General features: G+C 43.1%; 21 protein-coding genes and 1 pseudogene. 8 read left to right on the top strand and 14 right to left on the bottom strand.

The features are described 5' to 3' along the window. Positions 1–311 precede the first annotated feature (311 nt). Positions 312–1,435, bottom strand: a protein-coding gene (locus tag DBX26_RS23040) for an IS3 family transposase (RefSeq protein ID WP_115389043.1) whose coding sequence is annotated in 2 segments (ribosomal slippage) — positions 312–1,183 and positions 1,183–1,435 — 1,125 coding nt in all. Because the reading frame shifts where the segments join, the coding sequence is not laid out codon by codon here. Positions 1,436–1,607: 172 nt separating this feature from the next. Between DBX26_RS23040 and DBX26_RS23035 the strand changes: the two genes are divergently transcribed. Next, the gene (locus tag DBX26_RS23035; protein ID WP_118121023.1) at positions 1,608–3,368 is read left to right on the top strand and encodes an ABC transporter ATP-binding protein/permease; all 1,761 of its coding nucleotides are present in this window, start codon (positions 1,608–1,610) and stop codon (positions 3,366–3,368) included. Positions 3,369–3,986: 618 nt separating this feature from the next. On the opposite strand, the gene DBX26_RS23030 is transcribed toward DBX26_RS23035, so the two are convergent. After that, positions 3,987–4,604: a LysE family translocator gene (locus DBX26_RS23030; RefSeq protein ID WP_118121022.1), complete on the bottom strand. Its 618-nt coding sequence runs from the start codon at positions 4,602–4,604 to the stop codon at positions 3,987–3,989. 112 nt (positions 4,605–4,716) lie between these two features. On the opposite strand from DBX26_RS23030, the gene DBX26_RS23025 reads away from it, so the two are divergent. After that, positions 4,717–5,694: a GlxA family transcriptional regulator gene (locus DBX26_RS23025; RefSeq protein WP_118121021.1), complete on the top strand. Its 978-nt coding sequence runs from the start codon at positions 4,717–4,719 to the stop codon at positions 5,692–5,694. A gap of 293 nt (positions 5,695–5,987) precedes the next feature. Here DBX26_RS23025 and DBX26_RS23020 read toward each other — a convergent pair whose 3' ends face one another. Next, entirely contained in the window at positions 5,988–6,326 is a 339-nt protein-coding gene (locus tag DBX26_RS23020) for an NfeD family protein (protein WP_118121020.1), read from the bottom strand. A gap of 326 nt (positions 6,327–6,652) precedes the next feature. Between DBX26_RS23020 and DBX26_RS23015 the strand changes: the two genes are divergently transcribed. The 3 genes from DBX26_RS23015 (at position 6,653) to DBX26_RS23005 (ending at position 9,175) form a co-directional block, all read left to right on the top strand. Continuing rightward, the gene (locus DBX26_RS23015; RefSeq protein ID WP_065300088.1) at positions 6,653–7,030 is read left to right on the top strand and encodes a DUF3316 domain-containing protein; all 378 of its coding nucleotides are present in this window, start codon (positions 6,653–6,655) and stop codon (positions 7,028–7,030) included. A 104-nt stretch (positions 7,031–7,134) separates the two neighbouring features. Continuing rightward, positions 7,135–7,827 carry a heavy metal response regulator transcription factor gene (locus DBX26_RS23010; protein ID WP_025767090.1) on the top strand — a complete coding sequence of 231 codons (693 nt, stop codon included), beginning with the start codon at positions 7,135–7,137 and terminating at the stop codon, positions 7,825–7,827. Next, positions 7,820–9,175, top strand: a complete 1,356-nt coding sequence (locus DBX26_RS23005; RefSeq protein ID WP_044129450.1) for a heavy metal sensor histidine kinase — start codon at positions 7,820–7,822, stop codon at positions 9,173–9,175. Before DBX26_RS23010 ends, DBX26_RS23005 begins: the two co-directional genes overlap by 8 nt. A gap of 247 nt (positions 9,176–9,422) precedes the next feature. Here the strand turns inward: DBX26_RS23005 and DBX26_RS23000 are convergent, their stop codons facing one another. Together DBX26_RS23000 and DBX26_RS22995 are read right to left on the bottom strand one after the other, a co-directional pair. Continuing rightward, positions 9,423–9,866, bottom strand: a complete 444-nt coding sequence (locus DBX26_RS23000) for a DUF411 domain-containing protein (RefSeq protein WP_025767091.1) — start codon at positions 9,864–9,866, stop codon at positions 9,423–9,425. Positions 9,867–9,884: 18 nt separating this feature from the next. Then, positions 9,885–10,526: a hypothetical protein gene (locus tag DBX26_RS22995; RefSeq protein WP_118121018.1), complete on the bottom strand. Its 642-nt coding sequence runs from the start codon at positions 10,524–10,526 to the stop codon at positions 9,885–9,887. 261 nt (positions 10,527–10,787) lie between these two features. Here DBX26_RS22995 and DBX26_RS25555 point away from each other — a divergent pair, with 261 nt between their 5' ends. Further along, entirely contained in the window at positions 10,788–10,973 is a 186-nt protein-coding gene (locus tag DBX26_RS25555) for a hypothetical protein (RefSeq protein WP_162889761.1), read from the top strand. A 260-nt stretch (positions 10,974–11,233) separates the two neighbouring features. Here DBX26_RS25555 and DBX26_RS22990 read toward each other — a convergent pair whose 3' ends face one another. From DBX26_RS22990 to DBX26_RS22955, 8 genes are all read right to left on the bottom strand, one after another. After that, entirely contained in the window at positions 11,234–11,596 is a 363-nt protein-coding gene (locus tag DBX26_RS22990) for a cupredoxin domain-containing protein (protein WP_025767093.1), read from the bottom strand. A gap of 14 nt (positions 11,597–11,610) precedes the next feature. Further along, positions 11,611–13,872, bottom strand: coding sequence for a heavy metal translocating P-type ATPase (locus DBX26_RS22985; RefSeq protein ID WP_118121017.1), 2,262 nt, complete (start codon positions 13,870–13,872; stop codon positions 11,611–11,613). A gap of 47 nt (positions 13,873–13,919) precedes the next feature. Further along, positions 13,920–14,435, bottom strand: coding sequence for a c-type cytochrome (locus tag DBX26_RS22980; RefSeq protein WP_025767095.1), 516 nt, complete (start codon positions 14,433–14,435; stop codon positions 13,920–13,922). 93 nt (positions 14,436–14,528) lie between these two features. After that, a complete protein-coding gene (locus tag DBX26_RS22975; RefSeq protein WP_065300095.1) occupies positions 14,529–14,945 on the bottom strand; it encodes a hypothetical protein in 417 nt (138 codons plus the stop codon). Positions 14,946–14,979: 34 nt separating this feature from the next. Beyond that, positions 14,980–15,609 (bottom strand): isoprenylcysteine carboxylmethyltransferase family protein, encoded by a 630-nt coding sequence (locus DBX26_RS22970; RefSeq protein ID WP_118121016.1) that lies wholly within the window; start codon positions 15,607–15,609, stop codon positions 14,980–14,982. After that, on the bottom strand, positions 15,593–15,922 hold the full coding sequence (locus DBX26_RS25845; RefSeq protein ID WP_118121015.1) for a DUF2933 domain-containing protein: 330 nt from the start codon (positions 15,920–15,922) through the stop codon (positions 15,593–15,595). Before DBX26_RS25845 ends, DBX26_RS22970 begins: the two co-directional genes overlap by 17 nt. After that, positions 15,922–16,266 carry a P-II family nitrogen regulator gene (locus tag DBX26_RS22960; protein WP_118121014.1) on the bottom strand — a complete coding sequence of 115 codons (345 nt, stop codon included), beginning with the start codon at positions 16,264–16,266 and terminating at the stop codon, positions 15,922–15,924. Before DBX26_RS22960 ends, DBX26_RS25845 begins: the two co-directional genes overlap by 1 nt. Before the next feature lie 547 nt (positions 16,267–16,813). Then, positions 16,814–18,016, bottom strand: a complete 1,203-nt coding sequence (locus DBX26_RS22955; RefSeq protein WP_118121013.1) for an NAD(P)/FAD-dependent oxidoreductase — start codon at positions 18,014–18,016, stop codon at positions 16,814–16,816. A gap of 163 nt (positions 18,017–18,179) precedes the next feature. Here DBX26_RS22955 and DBX26_RS22950 point away from each other — a divergent pair, with 163 nt between their 5' ends. After that, positions 18,180–18,698: an Rrf2 family transcriptional regulator gene (locus tag DBX26_RS22950; RefSeq protein ID WP_118121012.1), complete on the top strand. Its 519-nt coding sequence runs from the start codon at positions 18,180–18,182 to the stop codon at positions 18,696–18,698. A 128-nt stretch (positions 18,699–18,826) separates the two neighbouring features. On the opposite strand, the gene DBX26_RS25840 is transcribed toward DBX26_RS22950, so the two are convergent. Then, on the bottom strand, positions 18,827–19,021 hold the full coding sequence (locus DBX26_RS25840) for a hypothetical protein (RefSeq protein WP_367947068.1): 195 nt from the start codon (positions 19,019–19,021) through the stop codon (positions 18,827–18,829). A 166-nt stretch (positions 19,022–19,187) separates the two neighbouring features. Between DBX26_RS25840 and DBX26_RS22940 the strand changes: the two are divergent. After that, positions 19,188–19,322: pseudogene (locus tag DBX26_RS22940) on the top strand (thioredoxin-dependent thiol peroxidase); the annotation flags it as partial. Positions 19,323–19,399: the final 77 nt, after the last annotated feature.

Here is a 19,399-nt window from a genome sequence, read left to right as displayed (position 1 = left end):
AATTCTACTCAGCTATTAGAGTAAACATCATTTGGCAAAGAACATAAGGTTAACTTAAGTATTAGTTTCAACTGTTTTGAAAAGCCAGAAATTAGCGCTGTCTGTACAGTCTCATCAGATTAGTTCGTTCGGAAACATGGTCGTTTTAGCGGTGAAAGTAGCTCAAGCTCTTTTAAGAAGAAAAAGCTCTTATACACATTTGCCACCCACTTTCTGTATAACCAGTTTATCTTTTCATTTTTATAGTAAATACCAGAAGTGGACCCCGATGGTTGGACACATAAGCTAATTTCTTAAGTGGTTGATCTTGCTCATGCAGCGTATCTTTGTCTGCCGAAGTAGACTTCATCAGGAGTGAGGTCATTGAGTCCTTGATGATTACGCTCTTCATTATAAAACACCATGTAGTGACCGATTTCAAGCTCTGCCTCTCGGGGTGTGGTGTACGCTTTTAAATAAACCTCCTCATATTTTAGGCTTCGCCATAGTCGTTCGATAAAGACATTATCAACCCAGCGACCTTTTCCATCCATGCTGATCCGTACTCCGTGGTCAAGTAACTTCTCCGTGAAGTCAGTACTGGTGAACTGGCTACCCTGATCGGAGTTAAAGATATCAGGCGGCCCGTAATGTTGAAGCGCGTCTTCAAGAGCCTCAATGCAAAAGCTTGTATCCATGGTGTTCGATAAGCGCCAAGACAACACTTTACGGCTATACCAGTCGATAATGGCGACTAGGTACAGGAACCCTTTAGCCATTGGGATGTACGTGATATCAATAGCCCAAGCTTGGTTCGGGTAAGTGACTTCAATATCACGTAACAGGTAGGGGTAAACCTTGTGAGCTTTATTCGCCAGTGTTGTTTTTGGCTTGGGATAAATCGCTCCAATGCCCATATCTCGCATGATCCGAACAATACGCTTGCGATTAACGTTGTGGCCCTTTTTAGCCAGCTCGGTTCGAATACGCCTACTGCCCATGAACGGATATTGAAGGTGGATTTCGTCAATCATACGACGTAATTCAATCTCTTCAACAGAGAGTCCGACAGGCTGATAATAAGCCGTAGAGCGAGCAACATTAAGAAGCTCGCACTGACGCTTTATTGGTAACAGGGTGGATTTATCCAGCGAACTTTTTCGCTGTGCTCGGTCTAGCGACCGAGCACTTTGGCCAAAAAATCATTTTCCATGGTCAATTGACCGATCTTGGCGTGGAGTTTGTCCACTTCTTCGGAGCTGTCCTTGCCCGACTGAGTTTCAGAAGCAAAAATCATGGCAGCATTTTCAAGCAACTCTTTTTTCCATGTTGAGATTTGGTTAGGGTGCAGGTTGTACTTCTGCGCTAACTCAGCAACAGTTTTATCACCTTTGGCGGCAGCAAGTGCCACTTTAGCTTTGAACTCAGGAGAGTGGTTTCTACGTTTTCTAGTCATAATCTGTTCCAGTATTGTTGGGTACTATCAAAACAGATCAATCACTTAAAGTCATGTCCGAAAATTGGGGACCACTTCTACCGTTCATCGTTCCTCAAAAGTAAACGCTACTGGTTTCACCAGACTAAGTGACTTACTATTCCAAATACTATTAAAGGTTTGTGGACCACTCATGAGCAGCAAAAATAACAAAAACCTCAGCATTCTTCTTAAGCTAAACACCTTTGTTTCTCCTTATAAGTGGCGAGTTACCGCAGCCTTGATCGCACTAGTCGCGACCGCAAGCCTGACGCTATCGGTGGGCTATGGAGTGCGGATGCTGATCGACCAAGGGTTTGCTCAACAATCATTGCAAGAACTAACGAGTGCGATTCAATTTATTGTCGGTGTCACTCTGTGTATTGCTATCGGTACTTTCTTTCGCTTCTATCTTGTTTCATCAGTAGGTGAGCGCGTTAGCGCTGATATTCGCCTCGCGGTGTTTAACCATGTTATTTCTCTGCACCCGAGTTATTTTGAGACCAACAGCAGTGGCGATATTATGTCGCGCCTCACCACTGACACGACTTTGCTGCAGAGCATTATCGGATCCTCATTTTCGATGGCCATGCGCAGTGCGTTAATGTGTATTGGCGCGATCATTATGTTGTTTGCGACCAACTTTAAACTCACTCTGATTGTACTGGCTTCTGTGCCCTTCGTTTTGGTGCCTATTTTGGTCTATGGGCGACGAGTGCGTGCACTATCCCGCCAAAGCCAAGACTCCATGGCAGATGTGGGCAGCTATGCAGGAGAAGCGATAGAGCATATTAAAACAGTACAAAGCTTTAGCTCAGAACAACATGAGAAAGCCGCCTTTGCCGTGGAAGTAGAAAAAGCATTTGAGGTCGGTAGACAGCGAGTAAAGCAACGCGCGATTTTAATATCGGGTGTCATTGTGATCGTGTTTAGCGCGATTGCCGGCATGCTTTGGGTAGGTGGCAGCGATGTCATCCACGGTAAAATGTCAGCCGGTGACCTAGCAGCATTTGTGTTTTATGCCATTATGGTCGCGTCCTCCACAGCAACCATTTCTGAAGTACTTGGCGAGCTACAAAGGGCCGCTGGTGCCACTGAAAGGTTGATTGAGATTCTCCAAGTTGAGAGCGATATTAGTGCGCCGGACCATGCTTTACCGATAAGCACAACCATCTCAGCAGAGGTGGCATTTAGCTCAGTTAATTTCAACTATCCTTCTCGTCCCGACCAACCGGCCATTAAGGAATTAAATCTCACCGCTGAGCAAGGTAAAGTATTGGCGTTGGTTGGTCCGTCTGGTGCTGGTAAAACGACACTCTTCGAACTACTACAACGTTTTTACGACCCACAACAAGGTCAGGTTCTGTTTGGAGGCGTGGACATTCGCCAGTTTGACCCGAAAGAGCTTCGTCAGCAAATGGCACTCGTTCCTCAGCAACCCGCTTTATTTAGCCACGACGTATTCCACAATATTCGCTACGGCAATCCAGAGGCAACGGACGAACAAGTTATCGAAGCGGCGAAAAAAGCCCATGCACATGAGTTTATTGAAAAGCTGCCTGAAGGCTATCGCAGCTTTTTAGGCGAGCGCGGCGTAAGGCTATCAGGAGGGCAAAAACAGCGAATTGCGATTGCGCGTGCCATTCTTAAAGATCCCAAAATCCTACTGCTTGATGAAGCCACCAGCGCTCTCGATAGCGAAAGTGAACATCATGTTCAGCAAGCGCTTGAGGCGCTAATGAAAGGCCGTACCACACTGATCATTGCTCATCGTTTATCGACCATCCAACATGCAGATAAGATAGCGGTTTTAGACAATGGCGCACTGGTCGATATTGGTAACCACCAATCATTGATGCAAAGCTGTGAGCTCTATCAGCGACTGATAGCGTTGCAGTTTAAGCATTTAGGATAACGCTTACTTAAGCTCGTTATAAATCGTTGCCTGAGTGGGTATGAAATTGATTTCGACAACTTCTACTTTCAGCGGAGACATGCGAAACCGTATGGATCCAGCCATGATACGCGCAGCATAAGTCAGCATAACCCACAACAGAAAATCAATAAGTTAGAATTGTATTTGCAGTAAATAACAGCATAAAATTGCAGTATAAATCAGCAATTTTATACTTTCATCCGAAAACTGCGTAAGAAACTTTCTTACATGATAGGCCTGATATAAACGCTGAGCTTTCAAGTTGCCTGCTCTGATACCAACTCATACGCGATAGAAACATCACACATCAACAACATCATCAATCCCCAAGCATAGCAACACATCACAAACACATTACAGGTTGTCGAAACTCGGTTTTGGACATAAATGTGTTAGAGCTAATGCTCGAAGTCATCAACTTCGGATAATATGAATTTGGGCAAAGTACTGCTGCCACAGCCCGATATGGTCATTGCCTAATATACCTGTTAGTGGGAAGTATAGTCAGACAGAAAGAGAAGCAGGCAAAGGTGTTACGATTTAAGTAAGCGCATTCCCCCCAATATTAAGGTCCCAAAGAACAGCTTAGTTATTCAGTTAGACTAGGCTTTTTACAACAGCTACCGCAGCTAACAGCAAAAAAACTGTACCACAACATTGATTGAAAATTCGCCCATTGGCTAAAAGCACTGTTTTAACCTTATCAGCCAATCTGGCCACGATATACTCTACGGCGAATTCAATACAAAGAAAGCTGAATGTTATCACCAGAAATTGGGGGATAAACCCCTCGTCGGGGTTAATAAACTGAGCTAAAAAAGCAGTGAAAAATAGTAAGACTTTCGGGTTAGACAAAGCAGCGAAATAACCTTGCTTAAATAGTTCTTTAGGCAAAACAGACACTACAGTTGTTGTTTGCTCAATACTAATTGCAGACGCGAAGAACAGTTTGAAACCCAGCCATGCAAGATATAAAGCCCCCAACCATTGAAGACCAATCATCAACTCAGGTTTTGCTTCTAGGATGGTACCTAACCCCAGCATAGCTACCGTAATCAAGATGAAAAAGCCACTCACGCCACCGCATATTGTCCAAATTGTCTTCTTATAGCCATATCGTGCACCGTGGCTAAGAGCTAAAAGCGAGTTAGGACCGGGAACACAAGCAAGACCCAGTGCAGACAAAGCAAAGACACACCAAATTTCAAACGTCATAACCAACCAGTAAATTGAGAACTCAAGGGAGATTAGTATCTCTCAGTTCTCAATTTATCTATGGTATATTCTGGACGTAAAATATGAATATTTAGACAAAGGTTCAATACAAATGAATGAAAATAATGGTGTCCGATTTTTATTGATACCTCTAAATAACTTCAACATGCTTCCGTTTGGTGGCTTCTTAGATAAGCTCCGATTCTCGGCAGATGAAGCGGATCACAGTCAACAACGATATTGCTCATGGAAAGTTTTGTCGCACAACAAAGGATTAGTCATTTCTAGTAGTGGGATCCCCATTAGAGTAGATATCGATTTTAGTGACGTTAAACCTGCGGATTTTGACTATGTGGTTTTCTTTGGTAGCCGCACTGCATCTGAATCTCAGCAGCAAGCCGCTTATTACCGCTCTTTTGTTCGAAATGTCGTTGCCAATGGAATACCAATCGTCAGCATTGATAACGCTTGCTTTACTTTAGCTGAGTTAGGGCTACTTAACCGTCATCAAACTGTGGTTCATTGGCGGCATCATAGTGAGTTCCAAGCAACCTACCCTAAAGTGATCGTAAGAGATGAACAGCTTTATCATTTTGATAAAAAGCTAATCAGTTGCACTGGCGGAAGTGCCACTATCGACCTTGCGGTGGCAATTTTGCAAAAGCATGTCGGGCAAACGAAGGCAGAAAAAGGGCTAGCGGATATGCTGGTTGATGAAAATCGCAGTATGCAACACCGCCTGAAGTCGTCAGAGCAAAGACTATACGGGAATCGTCATATGGACAGAGCGATTTCTTTGATGCAAGAAAACTTAGAACAGAGAATAAGCGTAGAACAGGTTGCTGCGCTCATCGGGATTAGTCGACGACAATTAGACCGCTTATTTCAGCAAAAGCTCAGCATCTCAGCGCGTCATTATTGGCAAGAGTTACGTTTACAACATGTTTACTGGCGATTGAAGCATTCTAATCATGACCTTGCCCAACTTGGAGATGAAGTGGGCGTTCGGGACATCAGCTATCTATGCAAGATTTTCAAGAAAAGATTTGGCGTAACACCAGGACAATGCCGTCGCGACTCGATAGCGTGATGACTATATGTGTCTAGCTAGCAGCCTTTCACATTCAATGTCCTTCTATTTCTGACTCATTATAAAAACTGGGGCATGTACAATTTTCAGAAGGTGTAATGGGCATAAGATCTAAATGGTTTTGGGGCAAAAGCAAGTTTAAGACAAGAAATTAACAGATAAGCGGTTGACATAAATACGTAAGCCAATAGTAGAAATGGTTTTTATCACCTTTTGGGTTTCAGTGGTAAAAACTCTAAATCAGGAGGAATCAATAAACGTATTTCTGGACGTTACATTTGGCAATGTATCACTCAACTCTTACTACGTTTAATGTCCAGCGTATTTCCATGAACCGAACAAACCTCGACATGCTCGCCTGATTGTAACTGCTCATCAGAAAGCGCATTCCAATATTCATTGTTTAAACGAACCTTATATAACCCGTTCTTTATGCCGACTACTGTCCCCACTTGGTGAAGAAGAGCTTCAGCCCCCGTAACAACGGGTAAATGCATCGCGCGATAGGCAAGCCAATAGATGATCACAGAAATCGTAAAAATCAGGCCATAGACTGGAATCGCGATGGATAAAGGAGCCAACCAAAAAATTGGCAGTACTAATAAAGGAAGAGCGAGTAAAACATGACACATAATGGATTGGCTCGATTGGTACTTTATATAATTATAGTTCGCAATCAGCGGGCTTTATATCAGGTTCCGGGGCAATAGATCTCTGCATCAAACAGAAAACTCTTACAATACTCTTGTACAATTGGACGCGCTATACTCTCTATTTGATTGAATCTAATCAAATTTGCTTCCAGTCTTTAAGCCCCCTATATAACAAATCCCGTTGTCCCTGCTCATGATTAAAAACTTACCTTTCATGACAAAAAAGTCACTTTACTGAAAGGGTGGTGTCAGAGGCGATATTCAATAATGTCAACACTGAAAACAAGCACTCAAAGGATAAAAACATGAACACAATCAAAACGGCTCTTTTCGTTACTGTTATGACAATGACCAGCGCGTCAGCATTGGCGCAACCTCTATACGCGGCGGGCAACTACGTTAGCCGTGAAGAGATGAAAACGATTTATGTCGCACCAACGTCATCGTCGGATGAAGCTTATCAACAAGCGTTATCCGAACTTAATACTCTTAAATCGTTGCCAGCGAGCGAACTGAACAAAGAGCTCAATATTTTGACCTTCAATGTGAAATCACGAAGCACTCACTTGAAAGACGGTGGTTTCGTCACGGTACAAGAGCGCATGAATGAAAATGGTCAACTGGAGTACCTGGGTAAGGTGAACGTCAAAGTGCATTATGTAGAACGTCGTGATAATCAATAATGTCATGTCAATGGAAAAGAGTATACTGTGGCTCACATCATGCTCTTTTTTATCTATTTATACTGAGCGTTTACCCATCCCGCTAATGCCATAGGTAAGTTAACTTGAAGATACTGATCGTCGAAGATGAACATAAAGCCGGAGAATATCTACAAAAGGGGTTGATTGAGTCTGGGTATGTAGTGGACTTAGTGCACGACGGTGTCGATGGGCTCTACCACGCGACCAGTGAAGAGTATGATCTGATTCTCCTCGATATTATGTTGCCAAAACTCGACGGTTGGCAGGTACTTAATACATTGCGTAGTAGCGGGATTCACACGCCAGTGATTATGCTGACAGCAAAAGAACAAGTAGAAGATCGTGTACGTGGCTTCGAGCTAGGCGCTAATGATTATGTGGTAAAACCTTATGCGTTCGCTGAACTAATGGCACGAATTCAAAATGTATTTCGTCATCATACTGCAGCGCAGGTGGTCGCTTCGCCCCAAATATTACGCGTAGCGGATTTGGAGCTGGATATGATCAAACGGGTTGCCACGCGAGCAGGACACTCGATCCCTCTTACTGCCAAAGAATATGCCTTATTAGAACTGATGATGCGAAAAACTGGACAAGTGCTTTCTCGCACCACGATTGCCTCGTTAGTCTGGGATATGAATTTTGACAGTGATACCAATGTCATTGATGTGGCGGTCAAACGCCTGCGCAGTAAAGTGGATAAACCTTTCGATAAACCAATGATTCACACAATTAGAGGAATGGGCTACAAATTAGAAGATATCCCCGATGCCTAAACTTTCACTCCCTTTATCTATGAAAAACAGGCTCGTGCTGATGTTCATTGGTATGACGCTTGTCACCTATTTTTCTTTGGCTTTCATTCTCCACTATGCGATAGAACGCCACTTTTACACTCAAGATTTCAACTATATCTCCAGTAGGTTTAATGCCATTGATAAGGATTTAGAAAAGTCGCCAGAATCAATATTTAAACAGTCAAACAGTACCCCACTCTACATGTGGGTGTTTAAAGGCAAAAACGCTATCTATCAAAACTCAAGCCTAACGATTCCTCAAGTTCGGGCCTATACCCTCAGCTCGCCACAAATTTTAAACAACGACCGGGCGATAGAATGGAGCGAAGATTCGCTTAATATTCGTGCCTTTGCATTTCAGACGGGCGATTATGTGGTCGTGCTTGGTATGAGTATTAATCACCACTTTTTATTTTTAGACAAGTTGAATTGGATTCTATTCTGGTTACTTGGCTTTGCATTTTTATTCTCTTCTGTATTTAGCAGCTTTATCGTAAAGCGAGGGCTTCAACCGCTCGTTGGACTTAATAAGCACATTCAGCAAGTTTCGCTAGAACAGATGGGGATCCGTATCGATCCTGATTCTTTGCCAACAGAACTGCGAGACTTGGCAAACAAGCACAATGCAATGCTCGATCGATTACAGATGGGGTTTCGTCGGTTAAGCGAGTTTTCTTCGGATATTGCCCATGAATTAAAAACGCCACTTACCAATATTACGACGCAAAACCAGGTTATTTTGGGAGCCTGCCGATCACCAGAAGAGTATCAGGATGCGATAGCCTCAACGTTGGAAGAGCTCTATCGCATCACTAAGACCATCAATGATTTGCTGTACATCGCGAAAGCAGAAAACAAGCTAATACATCGCAATGACGAAGTGTTCGCAGTGCATGAGGAACTTGCTCGCCTAGTGGAGTATTTTGAGATACTCGCTGATGATGCCGAAGTGCAGATAGTAAGCTCTGGTAAAGGGCGACTTTACATGGATAAGAATATGTTTGAGCGAGCCGTGGGCAATTTGCTTTCTAATGCCATTCGCCATGCTTATGCTCATTCGACGATCATTATTAAAGTACAAGAAGTCGGCAAACACTTAACAATATCAGTCAGTAACCAGGGTGACGAGATTCCTAAGCAAAGCTTACCGTATATTTTCGATCGTTTTTATCGGGCAGATAAATCACGCCAAAATCTGGGGAGCATTGGCGCTGGATTAGGCTTATCCATCACTCAATCAATTGTGCACGCCTATGATGGTGAGATAAATGTAAAGTCTAAAGGCCAACACACGACCTTCCAAATCACCTTGCGCTCCGCGAGTTAGTTATGTCTCATGGCAAGAACAATCCGGCCAGTAGTATGTAAGTGGCCGGATTGTTGCCTGATAAAGAATTGAACACTAGCCAAAGAAATAAGCTAACGCTAAGATCAAGACTAACAACACACCTATCCCTTTAAGCATAGAACCCATTTCGTTATTGTTGGGGCCTCCTGCAGGAGGTCGATTACAGCAACTCATAATATATTCTCCATGTTATAAGCCAATACCAAAATTCTTAGGCAGTGGCAGGTTAGTCATATTTTTTATACAGGCTTGGTTTACCATTTTTATCGAAAGCGACAACGTTGAAGTTTTTATATGCTTCTCCATCACGAGCCATACCTGGGGAATAACGAGGCATTCCTGGTACTGCTATGCCTGATATATTTGCCGGACGTTCTTTTAGAAGACGGGCTACCTCTGCCTCTGGCACATGACCTTCAATCATATAGCCATCAATAATCGCGGTATGGCATGAGCTAAGCTGTTTAGGCATATTGAAAGGCGCTTTCACTGAATCCCAGTTGTGTTGTTTGTGAACGTTGACTTGATAGCCTTCTTTCTCCATTGTGGCCGCCCATTGACTGCAACAACCACAAGTTGGTGATTTATAAAGTTCCACGACTGGGTTAGCGAAGGCATTTACACTAAACACAAGTGCTGAAATTGCGGTAATGTTAAGATACTTTTTCATCAAATTTCCCTTAATTTTTTAGAACATGACATGCATGTCAAGAACATGCTGTTTGTACTTCAATCTGTAATCACCGGCATTTGCGGTCCATGAGTAGGATTTGGTCTCATAAGGTTCAATTGACAATGCACGGCCAGATCCAATCGGCTTCAACGTCAAATCCAGGGTTTCAAAGGTTTTGTTTAAAATAACCAGTTGATTAGTATTGCTTTTGTCGACGTTTACTTCGGTGTATGAAACGTCACCATCTATCGTCCATTCAATGAGCTGTAGATTACCTAAGGCTTTCAGATATCCCGCCAACAGATACTTTTCTCCATCGCTAAGCGCATTATTCAGGAGCTGCATTGTCGGTTCATTTTTGAGCGCATCATTTATCTGGCTTAATGAGTGGTCTCGTATATTGCCTCCCACGTTGCCACCCCCTTGTGCAAACAGACCATGGCAGGCGCTGCAGCCATAACCACCAACGGTACGAAAAAGCGTTTCTGCTTGTTTAAATTTGGCGGAATCCAATGTTAATGCCGGAACATCTTGGTTTGCCTCTTCTACACTCATTTGTTCCTTGGTGTGATTCGTACCTTCATGGGCAAATGCTGTCAGTGCATGAGAACCTAATAGAAAGGCAGAAAAACAGACTAAAAATCTTCTGGTATTCATGAAGTTACCTTCTCGCGCTTATAAGCACGGCTACTAAGTGTTCGTTAAACTAATGACGTGGTTGAGCAGGTTATATTGACAAGCGCCATTTAGAATGAGCTTGTGAATGTAACGATGGACAGAGCGATAGCCCTTGAAGGGTTTAGACTATTGGAGGTCGGTATAACGAACGAGTAACCGAGTTGGCATACTCGACAGTGTCCGCAAGGAAAGGTATCAAACGAGAGGTTTGATGATGACTAACGATAACTTGTGATATGAGTGGATAACTGGCCGTACAGCTTGCGGGACAGCATTGATGCGCAGAAACATCGCTATTTGCTGTGTCATGGCAGTCAGTTTTTACAGCGAGAGTCTCATGTTGTGATGATGAACAATCAATGTGTGCATCATGTGATAGAGAGAGTGACGGCTGCGCACCAGCCTGATTTAGAACTGGTGAATTAAGAGATGCATTAACAGGCATACTGGAGAGCACTAAAGCAACCAGTGTTAGCCCCGTCAACCAAATTGTGTGCAGCGATTTTAGCATCACAACCTCTCAATTACCGATACAATATCGATTTACAAAACTCACTTAAAAATATAAACCCTTCCCCTAGGGAAAGGTCAATAGGATCGAATAAAAGACCATACTAATACTGAGACTTTAAGGCATGTATATCCAGCCCTATTCTTCTTATCAGTCTTTGGTCAGCGCCGACACCTCATTTTTTATCAATAATAACTAACGTACCACGGTACATTTGCATTTGGCAGGTAAAGCTATACTCTCCAGGTTCTCCGGGAGGCAAATAAACATCTTTATTTTTGTTCAGTGGCAGCTCTTCACTAATATCGAAGTCGGCAAACACCACGGTCGCAGCGCAAGGTGAAGCATCTTTGCGCAGAAACCGTAATGTTATAGGCTTACCTGCCTCTACTCGTACACGTGATGGCTCATAGGTACCGTTTTCAACTTTTATCGAGATCACTCCCTCATCTGCCGTCACCTCTTTTGCTTTATACAGCCAAAACCACCAGACAATTAAACCTATTAACAGCAGCCCGAGTAGATTAATTATTATCATGTCATTCCCTCCCGTTAATGTTCTTTTGCCTTGAACAACCGTAATCGGTTTGCATTACTCACTACGGTTAATGATGAGAATGCCATTGCCGCGCCAGCGATTACAGGATTTAACAGCACCCCGAAGAACGGATAAAACAGTCCGGCAGCAAACGGAACACCAGCGACGTTATAAATAAACGCTCCGAATAAGTTCTGTTTTATATTACGCAACGTTGCTTTACTTACCGCTATAGCATCCGCAAGACCGTGTAAGGAGCCTCGCATCAATGTGATATCAGCACTTTCTATGGCCACATCGGTTCCTGTACCGATGGCAAAGCCAACATTGGCCAAGGCCAGAGCAGGAGCATCATTGATACCGTCACCGGTCATGCCAACAATTTCTCCCTCCGTTTGTAGCTCTGCAACTTTATTCGATTTATCTTCTGGCAAGACTTCTGCGAAAAACTCCTTAATTCCCACTTTTTCGGCCACGGCTTTAGCTGTTGCCCTATTGTCGCCGGTGAGCATCACGACCCGGATACCATTGTTCTGCAATCGCTTGATTGCACTGATGGAGTCTTCCTTGATCGGATCGGATACGGCAATGATGGCAGCCAGCTTACCATCGACAGCAAGATAAATAGGAGTCTGCGCTTCTTTGGCCATTAGCTGAGCCGTTTCGATATGTGGTTCAATATCAATTGACTGATCGCGCATCAGCTTTTCGTTACCAAAAAACAACCGATGTCCACGGACGACGCCTTCTACTCCATGTCCGGCTATCGCCTGAAATTTCTCAGCTTGTTCAGGAACCAAGTCCCGATCTTTGGCTGATTCAACAATCGACAACGCCAATGGGTGTTCGGAACCTGCCTCAAGGCTGGCAGCCAGTTGCAATACTTCATTTTCATCAGAGGCTTCTGCCAGATAGATACGGGTCACTTTAGGCGACCCCAACGTTATCGTGCCGGTTTTATCAAGGATCATGGCGGTTATTTTTGACGATGTCTGTAAAGCCTCACCATTTCGGATCAATACTCCTGCTTCTGCGGCTTTACCGACCCCAACCATAACAGACATAGGTGTAGCCAAACCCAGAGCACAAGGACAGGCAATAATTAACACAGAGGTAGCAGATACTGTAGCAAAAGCGACTGCGGGGGCTGGGCCAAAGTTGAGCCACATAAGGGAACTGACGATGGCAATAATCATCACTACGGGAACAAAGTAAGCAGAGATGACGTCAGCAAGGCGTCCAATAGGTGGTTTTGAGTTTTGTGCCCGTTTCACCATGCTTATAATTTGAGCCAACGCAGTATCTTTACCAACCCTAGTTGCTTCAAATAAGATTGACCCACTTTTATTCATCGTTCCTGCGACCACCTTATCACCAGTGGTCTTCTCGACCGGCATAGGTTCGCCTGTCAGCATCGATTCATCTATGCTGGTGTGGCCCTCTAGTACCTCCCCGTCCACTGGAACCTTTTCTCCCGGCCTGACTCTGACGTTATCACCAAGCAGTACTTCCTCAATAGCAATATCAACATCTTTACCATCTCGAATTACCCGAGCCGTCTTTGCCTGTAAGCCAATTAACCGCTTAATCGCTTCTGATGTTCGCCCCCGAGCTTTTATCTCTAGGGCTAAACCAAGGTCAATTAAGCCAATAATCATAGCGGAAGCTTCGAAATAGACATGGCGTGCCATTTCCGGTACAAAATTTGGGAAAAAAACCACGACCATGGAATAAAGCCATGCCGTTCCAGTACCTAGTGCAATGAGGGTATCCATATTAGCGCTATGGTTGACAAAAGACTTCCATGCACCAATGTAAAAATGCTTACCCGAGAAATACATTACGCCTAAAGTCAGCAATCCGACGACAAACCATGCAATTCGCTCTGTGGTTGTTGTGACTGTCATTTCACCGACAACAATACTGTAGAGCATTAAAGGAATACCAATTGACAAGGCGACTGTCATTTCTCGTATCAAGCGCTTGTAGTATGCCCAGTCTGCTTGCTCTTTGTCGTCAAGCAACTCTTCATCGCTTGCTTCTTCGCCACTTCTGGCGTTATACCCCGCACGCTCAACCGCTTTTATCAACATCTCAGGAGAGGCGCTTCCCGTTACTGTCACGGTACGTAAAGAAAAGTTCATTGTGGCATTGTCTACGCCATCTACTTCCAATAAAGCTTGCTCTATCTTTCGGGTACAACTGGCGCAGGTCGCCCCATCGATAATTAGCTCACACGTTACGCCATGCTCATTATGGATATGAGAATTGTTCACTTGAACCTCCTCTGCTTATTGAGGCTTGATACAACCCACTAGAAAGGTTAGTGATCCTGCGCCTCTGTCCCCGAAGTACCTTCGGCCAAATAATTGACTAAATCATCTAGATCCTGTTCACTCATCATCCAACGCGGCATTGTCGAATCCAGATGCTCTCCGGACGGGTTGACACCGAAGATGATCACCTGTTTAAGACTTTCTTTGTTGTATGCCGGATGATCGCCATGTCCATCACTATGTTCGCCAAACAAAACCTCGGCTTTCAATGAAGGAGCCTTCTGCCAGAAAGACGGATACATCCGCCGACCACCTTCGCGTTGCTCGCCATGGCAGTCGGCACAAGCAGTAAAATGCATCCGAGCGCGCATATTCCCTCCTTGATAAGCAATCATGCTTCCGGTTTGACTTCTTCCGGTGAAATAGATCTGTTCACCGTTTGTTGGGTATGTGCGGCTCTTATCTACTGTGGAATACATGTGGCTAACCGACATATCACAACCGACTAATACAAGGGTGGTAAGAAGCCATCCCCACCGTAGTTGCCTTATTTGTATTTTCATGCCTAATCAACCTTTATGAAGAGCTAAAAATTACGACACAATAGGTTCCGTTACCGTAAAAATAGCCCAGTCAGGATCAGATTGGAGATAACTTTATTCATGACCATGACTCTGCTGTTGATGTATTTCATCCGACTCCAGCATTTGTTCCATCATCATATTCATCATGCCCATCCTCTGTTCCATCATATTCATGCGTTCATCGACCTTCATTTGATCATGCTGTGCGCTCGTATCTCCCATCATCATATGCATACCTTCCTGCATACTATTGTGGTGTTCTCGTAGTAATTGCTCACGCTTTTCAGGGTCACTTTCTTGCTTAATACTTGCCATTAGCGATTGCATTTCGTGCATATGTTTGTGCATCACATCCATTTGATCGCCACTCATCATTCCCATCGCCATTCCACCTTGTTGCGCACCGTGGTTTTCCTGATGCGCACTGGCAACAATAGGTGTCGATGCCAACACGGCCGAGACTGCAATGGTAGTAATCAACGTTTTCATACGATTCTCCTTAAATAATTTTTGTCTGAAAAATCTAAAGCTGTTTAGGCAACCAACCGGGAGTAAGCTTCATGTACTGAAGATATTCATCACCGAATTCTTGTATTGAGTATTTCTCTTCGCGATTAGCAAGACGTACATATAGAACCACAAGAATTGGAAACATAATCAGGGTCGGAATAGTTGGCCACTGTAATAAGAAGCCCAGCATGATAAGGATAAAAGCGATATATTGCGGATGCCGACAACGGGCATACCACCCTTCCTTAGCGACAACATGTAACTGCTGCGCCCGATGAAGCGCACTCCACGCGGTTGCTAACATATAGAATCCAAAGAAAATAGCGAACATACTTAATATATGCATCGGGTCCCAATGGGGATCCCCCTCAAAACCGAACAACGTGTGCCATAAATGTCCGTTTTCATGTGTTAAAAAATCAACATTGGGAAATTGCTCCGTTAACCAACCAGACAATAAATAGATAGTTAATGGAAACCCGTACATTTCTGTAAACAAAGCGACAATAAATGCTGAAAAAACACCTAAGCTGCGCCAGTCCGTTTGGCTTTTCGGTTTCACAAAACTAAATGCAAAGAAGATGAAGATCGCTGAGTTCATCAGTACCAAGCCCCAAAGCCCGTAATCACTTCCTTCGCTCATGATTCTCGTACTCGTCTTCAGATTTGTGTTTAGTCAGACGCCAGCTCTCTTCCATATGACCATCTTTGCCTCTATCTGAAGACGATTCATCTCGTTGCCCATATTCTCGATGGTGAACATCATTATGATGATGGCCATGACCATGGTGCATAAAAAGATGCATCACAGGACAGAGCAAAAGAATGAGGTATGGAAAATACTCAAAAAGATGCTCACGATGTTCGGTTATAAGAAAATAACTCGCAGCGCCAATCAGAGCGATAGCACCCCAACCGTTCGGTGTGGTCCAAAAAGAACGTGATTGCCTTGCCATTATTCTTCCCCATGAAATCTGTGTTCTTCGGCCTTTGAAGGTTGTTTTGTATGGATCCGATAAAGGCCATCTACGGCTTCCACCGCAACCAATCCTTCCGCGTCCGCATTAACATACGCAGTATCAACGATTAGCTTGGCTATTTTTTCTGCATGCTCAGTAATGGTATAGATGGTTAGCTGGATATGTTTAATAAGATGTTGCTCATCTATGGCATCAAAATACTTCCCTCGACCATACACTTCATGGACCGTGAAGCCAGTTACACCATGCTTGATAAGTCTAGTTTTCACTGCATCTAATCGCTGTTCATCGAAGATTGCGATTACTTTCTTAAAAGTCATCCGTTATTCCTCTCAGCACTTCCGCTACTTCACTTCAGTTTTATCTAGTCCCATATTTACTATACGAATAAGTACTTTCAGCAAACTGACGCATAGATGACATTTCTGTAATCTAGCCTCATGATGGATTTATACTACGAAGTTTCTATAAAAATCGGGGACGGATTGTCTTTTAGGTTTTCGGATTAGGTTTAGTATGGAAAACTGCAGGAACAGGATGGAGGTGAACTTTCACTCTAAATTACTTTGGGGCATTTCTGTGTTACACACCCCGTCAGCACACCTTTGGACAATACCTTCTTAGAGTCATTACGTAAATTAGCGGAATACGAATAACTTCAAGTATGGGAAAGCTCATTTTAGGGAAGCTAAATTATATGTGCACATCAATTCTCAGCTTCACTAATATAGAGAAATAAGAAGAATGCACATAACTATCTATTAGATTAAATCGCTACTTTAGCTATCAGAATAAGATAATTAAAAGTACACAGACAAATCCGATAAGTTCGTTTTGCCTGTGTACTTTAATGTTCTATGGCGTTACTTATACCCAAGGGGCAAGGGGATCGGCTTGCTCCATTATTACCTCTAGATCTGCTTTAGGCGGGTATATAAGTTCATTTGTAATTGAGATTTTAATTGCTTTAGCTTCTTCTTTTATCGATTTGACTTTCTGCTCCCAACCTTCAGTAAACACAGCCCCCCATGAACCAAGGTCTAAACAGGTAACATAGTTTTCTTGTTTGTATGGCAAGTAATCACAATCCAACAAGCTAGCTGCTACATTATGCCCAGCGAACTTACCCATTAATATTGCGTGCTGACAACTCATAAGAGCGTAATTGCCTTTATCATCCGTCGCTGCGTAGGCTACATCACCGGTTGCGAAAACATCCTCGTGCTCTTTCACTTTCAATGATGGCTCTACTAGTAATCTGCCCTGAGGTCCTTGCTGTTTCGAAAACATGTTAGTCAGATCATTTGCTTTAACTCCGGCTGTCCAAATTACCGTATCTGACTGAATTTCCTCACCACTACACAGTAATAAACCATTTGAAGTAATTTCTTCAATTTGAGCATTAAGCATCCATTCAATCTCAAGATCGTCCGTAGCTTGTTTGATTACATCCTGAAGCTCTTGACTGTAATTAGTGCCGATTTGATTATTACGTTCAACGATAATTACTCTGACCGGTTCACTTTCACCAAACATCGCTTTGAGCCTGGAAGGCAGTTCCGTAGCAATTTCAATTCCTGTGAATCCCCCGCCGCAAACCACAACAGTATTGCGAGATTTAGATGAAGGCTTACTTGCTAAATCGTTAATGTGTTGTTCAAGCAATGATGCGGTATCGATTTGATCGAGGTCGAAAGCATTTTCTGTAATACCTTTCACCATGTCTCTGCGGAGGTTTGAACCTGCCGCTAGTACAAGTCTGTCATAGCCCTTAGTCACAGAGTGATTCTTTTCGTCTAGATAAACTACTTGTTGTTTTTCTGACTCGATATTCGTGACTACACCTGAAACAAATTTAACCCCTATCGTATCGAATACAGGCATCAGTGGAGATACCAGTGTATGTACTTTTGATTCATAAAAACGTGGACGAACACGTAGCTCTGCCACTGGAGCAATAACGGTAACATTGATGTCATCCGCATTCTTTAGCTTTGCCAAACGCGCTGCACTTAAAGCTGCCCACATACCCGCAAACCCTGCACCTACAATCACTATTTCTTTGTTCATTTGAGATTCCTCGTTAGCTTCTGTCTCATCATTTTTTCGAAGCATACAAGAAAAAATAAACTGCGACAACATTGGTCGCAGTTTATTTTTTTGATCAATTTATTTATGCTTATAGCAAGTGAGTGATTTACACTGCCAAGTGATTAGATATAGAGGGAAACTCATGGCTTTTTACAGCTCGGGCGTCGAGTACGGGATTCACTGTTTGGTGAACATGGTTGATGAAGAAGGTATGCCTAGGGAGATGTCAGTTCGAGAAGCGGCAAAGTTGCAAGGCGTACCTTATGATTATTTGGGAAAAATATTTACTAAGTTCTCAAAAGCTGGGCTAGTCGAGAGTTCGGAAGGTCGCAAAGGTGGCTATAAGCTTGCTAAGTCCCCAGCAGACATAAGCGTGCTTGATATAGCGATTGCAATTGATGGTGAAAAATCTATTTTTGAATGTAAAGAAATCCGTCAGCGTATGAACATTTTCACCGATGACGTACCGAGTTGGGCATGCGAAGGCATCTGCGGTATTAATTCAGTAATGAGAAAAGCTCAGTACCAAATGGAAAAAGTGTTAGCGGAACAATCTATTTTAATGCTTTCTAAACAAATGTATGAAAAAGCACACTCTACCTATGCTATAGAAATTAAAGATTGGATAGGCTCAACTCGAAGTCCTGAGAATAAAGCTTAGCCCCCGACCACGATAGATGTATGGCCCATTTAACCTTAGAGTTAGCTTAGAATTCATAGCTTCTGTTCGTAAAAACCTCAGACAAACTGCTGAGGTTTATTAAAAATGACAACTTGAAGATGAACTATTTACCTAAAACTGGTAATTGTAAGTAAGACGCATATTTCCCCACCACAATGAACAATGTGTTGACCCTTATTTGCTCCTACATACTCATCTATTGCAGGCATCAATGCTCCCATAAGGTTACGAGAACTAATCATAAATCGAATTTGTTCTCCAGGATAAAAAACTAATCCTAATGGGGATAAATCGGCTTCAATTTCAACAAATTCACCTTTAGATAATTTTTCTACTCTGTCAAAACTATGTGCCGGTATTTAATCAGTTCTTCTATTATCACTTGTCGAAAAGATGTAATTTTCTTAACAATCTCTTGCTCTTCGGGAGGGCAAAGTTCACCCGTGTTTTTGAGCACCACCTTAGACCATGGGCAAAGCCTACAATGAACTCCACCGAATCAGTTTCCTAATCAACGAAGACGGCGTGATTGAACACGTTTTCAATAAGTTCAAAACCAAAGACCATCATGAAGTTGTTTTAGACTACCTAAACAACAAGTAACTCTTAATTTGCAAACGGAGTCGGTGCTACTAGTACCGGCTCTGCTTGGAACCGCTTAACGAGCTTTCGAACTGCTA

The organism is Vibrio sp. dhg, assembly GCF_003443775.1.
In the GTDB taxonomy this organism is placed as follows: domain Bacteria; phylum Pseudomonadota; class Gammaproteobacteria; order Enterobacterales; family Vibrionaceae; genus Vibrio; species Vibrio natriegens.
This window is presented reverse-complemented; position numbering and strand designations above follow the sequence as displayed.

What these genes read in the sequence shown, in the direction of transcription:
- DBX26_RS23035 (WP_118121023.1), top strand. Translation starts at nt 1,608, where the DNA reads ATGAGCAGCAAAAATAACAAAAACCTCAGCATTCTTCTTAAGCTAAAC.
- DBX26_RS23030 (WP_118121022.1), bottom strand. Translation starts at nt 4,604, where the DNA reads ATGACGTTTGAAATTTGGTGTGTCTTTGCTTTGTCTGCACTGGGTCTT.
- DBX26_RS23025 (WP_118121021.1), top strand. Translation starts at nt 4,717, where the DNA reads ATGAATGAAAATAATGGTGTCCGATTTTTATTGATACCTCTAAATAAC.
- DBX26_RS23020 (WP_118121020.1), bottom strand. Translation starts at nt 6,326, where the DNA reads ATGTGTCATGTTTTACTCGCTCTTCCTTTATTAGTACTGCCAATTTTT.
- DBX26_RS23015 (WP_065300088.1), top strand. Translation starts at nt 6,653, where the DNA reads ATGAACACAATCAAAACGGCTCTTTTCGTTACTGTTATGACAATGACC.
- DBX26_RS23005 (WP_044129450.1), top strand. Translation starts at nt 7,820, where the DNA reads ATGCCTAAACTTTCACTCCCTTTATCTATGAAAAACAGGCTCGTGCTG.
- DBX26_RS23000 (WP_025767091.1), bottom strand. Translation starts at nt 9,866, where the DNA reads ATGAAAAAGTATCTTAACATTACCGCAATTTCAGCACTTGTGTTTAGT.
- DBX26_RS22995 (WP_118121018.1), bottom strand. Translation starts at nt 10,526, where the DNA reads ATGAATACCAGAAGATTTTTAGTCTGTTTTTCTGCCTTTCTATTAGGT.
- DBX26_RS22990 (WP_025767093.1), bottom strand. Translation starts at nt 11,596, where the DNA reads ATGATAATAATTAATCTACTCGGGCTGCTGTTAATAGGTTTAATTGTC.
- DBX26_RS22980 (WP_025767095.1), bottom strand. Translation starts at nt 14,435, where the DNA reads ATGAAAATACAAATAAGGCAACTACGGTGGGGATGGCTTCTTACCACC.
- DBX26_RS22975 (WP_065300095.1), bottom strand. Translation starts at nt 14,945, where the DNA reads ATGAAAACGTTGATTACTACCATTGCAGTCTCGGCCGTGTTGGCATCG.
- DBX26_RS22970 (WP_118121016.1), bottom strand. Translation starts at nt 15,609, where the DNA reads ATGAGCGAAGGAAGTGATTACGGGCTTTGGGGCTTGGTACTGATGAAC.
- DBX26_RS25845 (WP_118121015.1), bottom strand. Translation starts at nt 15,922, where the DNA reads ATGGCAAGGCAATCACGTTCTTTTTGGACCACACCGAACGGTTGGGGT.
- DBX26_RS22960 (WP_118121014.1), bottom strand. Translation starts at nt 16,266, where the DNA reads ATGACTTTTAAGAAAGTAATCGCAATCTTCGATGAACAGCGATTAGAT.
- DBX26_RS22955 (WP_118121013.1), bottom strand. Translation starts at nt 18,016, where the DNA reads ATGAACAAAGAAATAGTGATTGTAGGTGCAGGGTTTGCGGGTATGTGG.
- DBX26_RS22950 (WP_118121012.1), top strand. Translation starts at nt 18,180, where the DNA reads ATGGCTTTTTACAGCTCGGGCGTCGAGTACGGGATTCACTGTTTGGTG.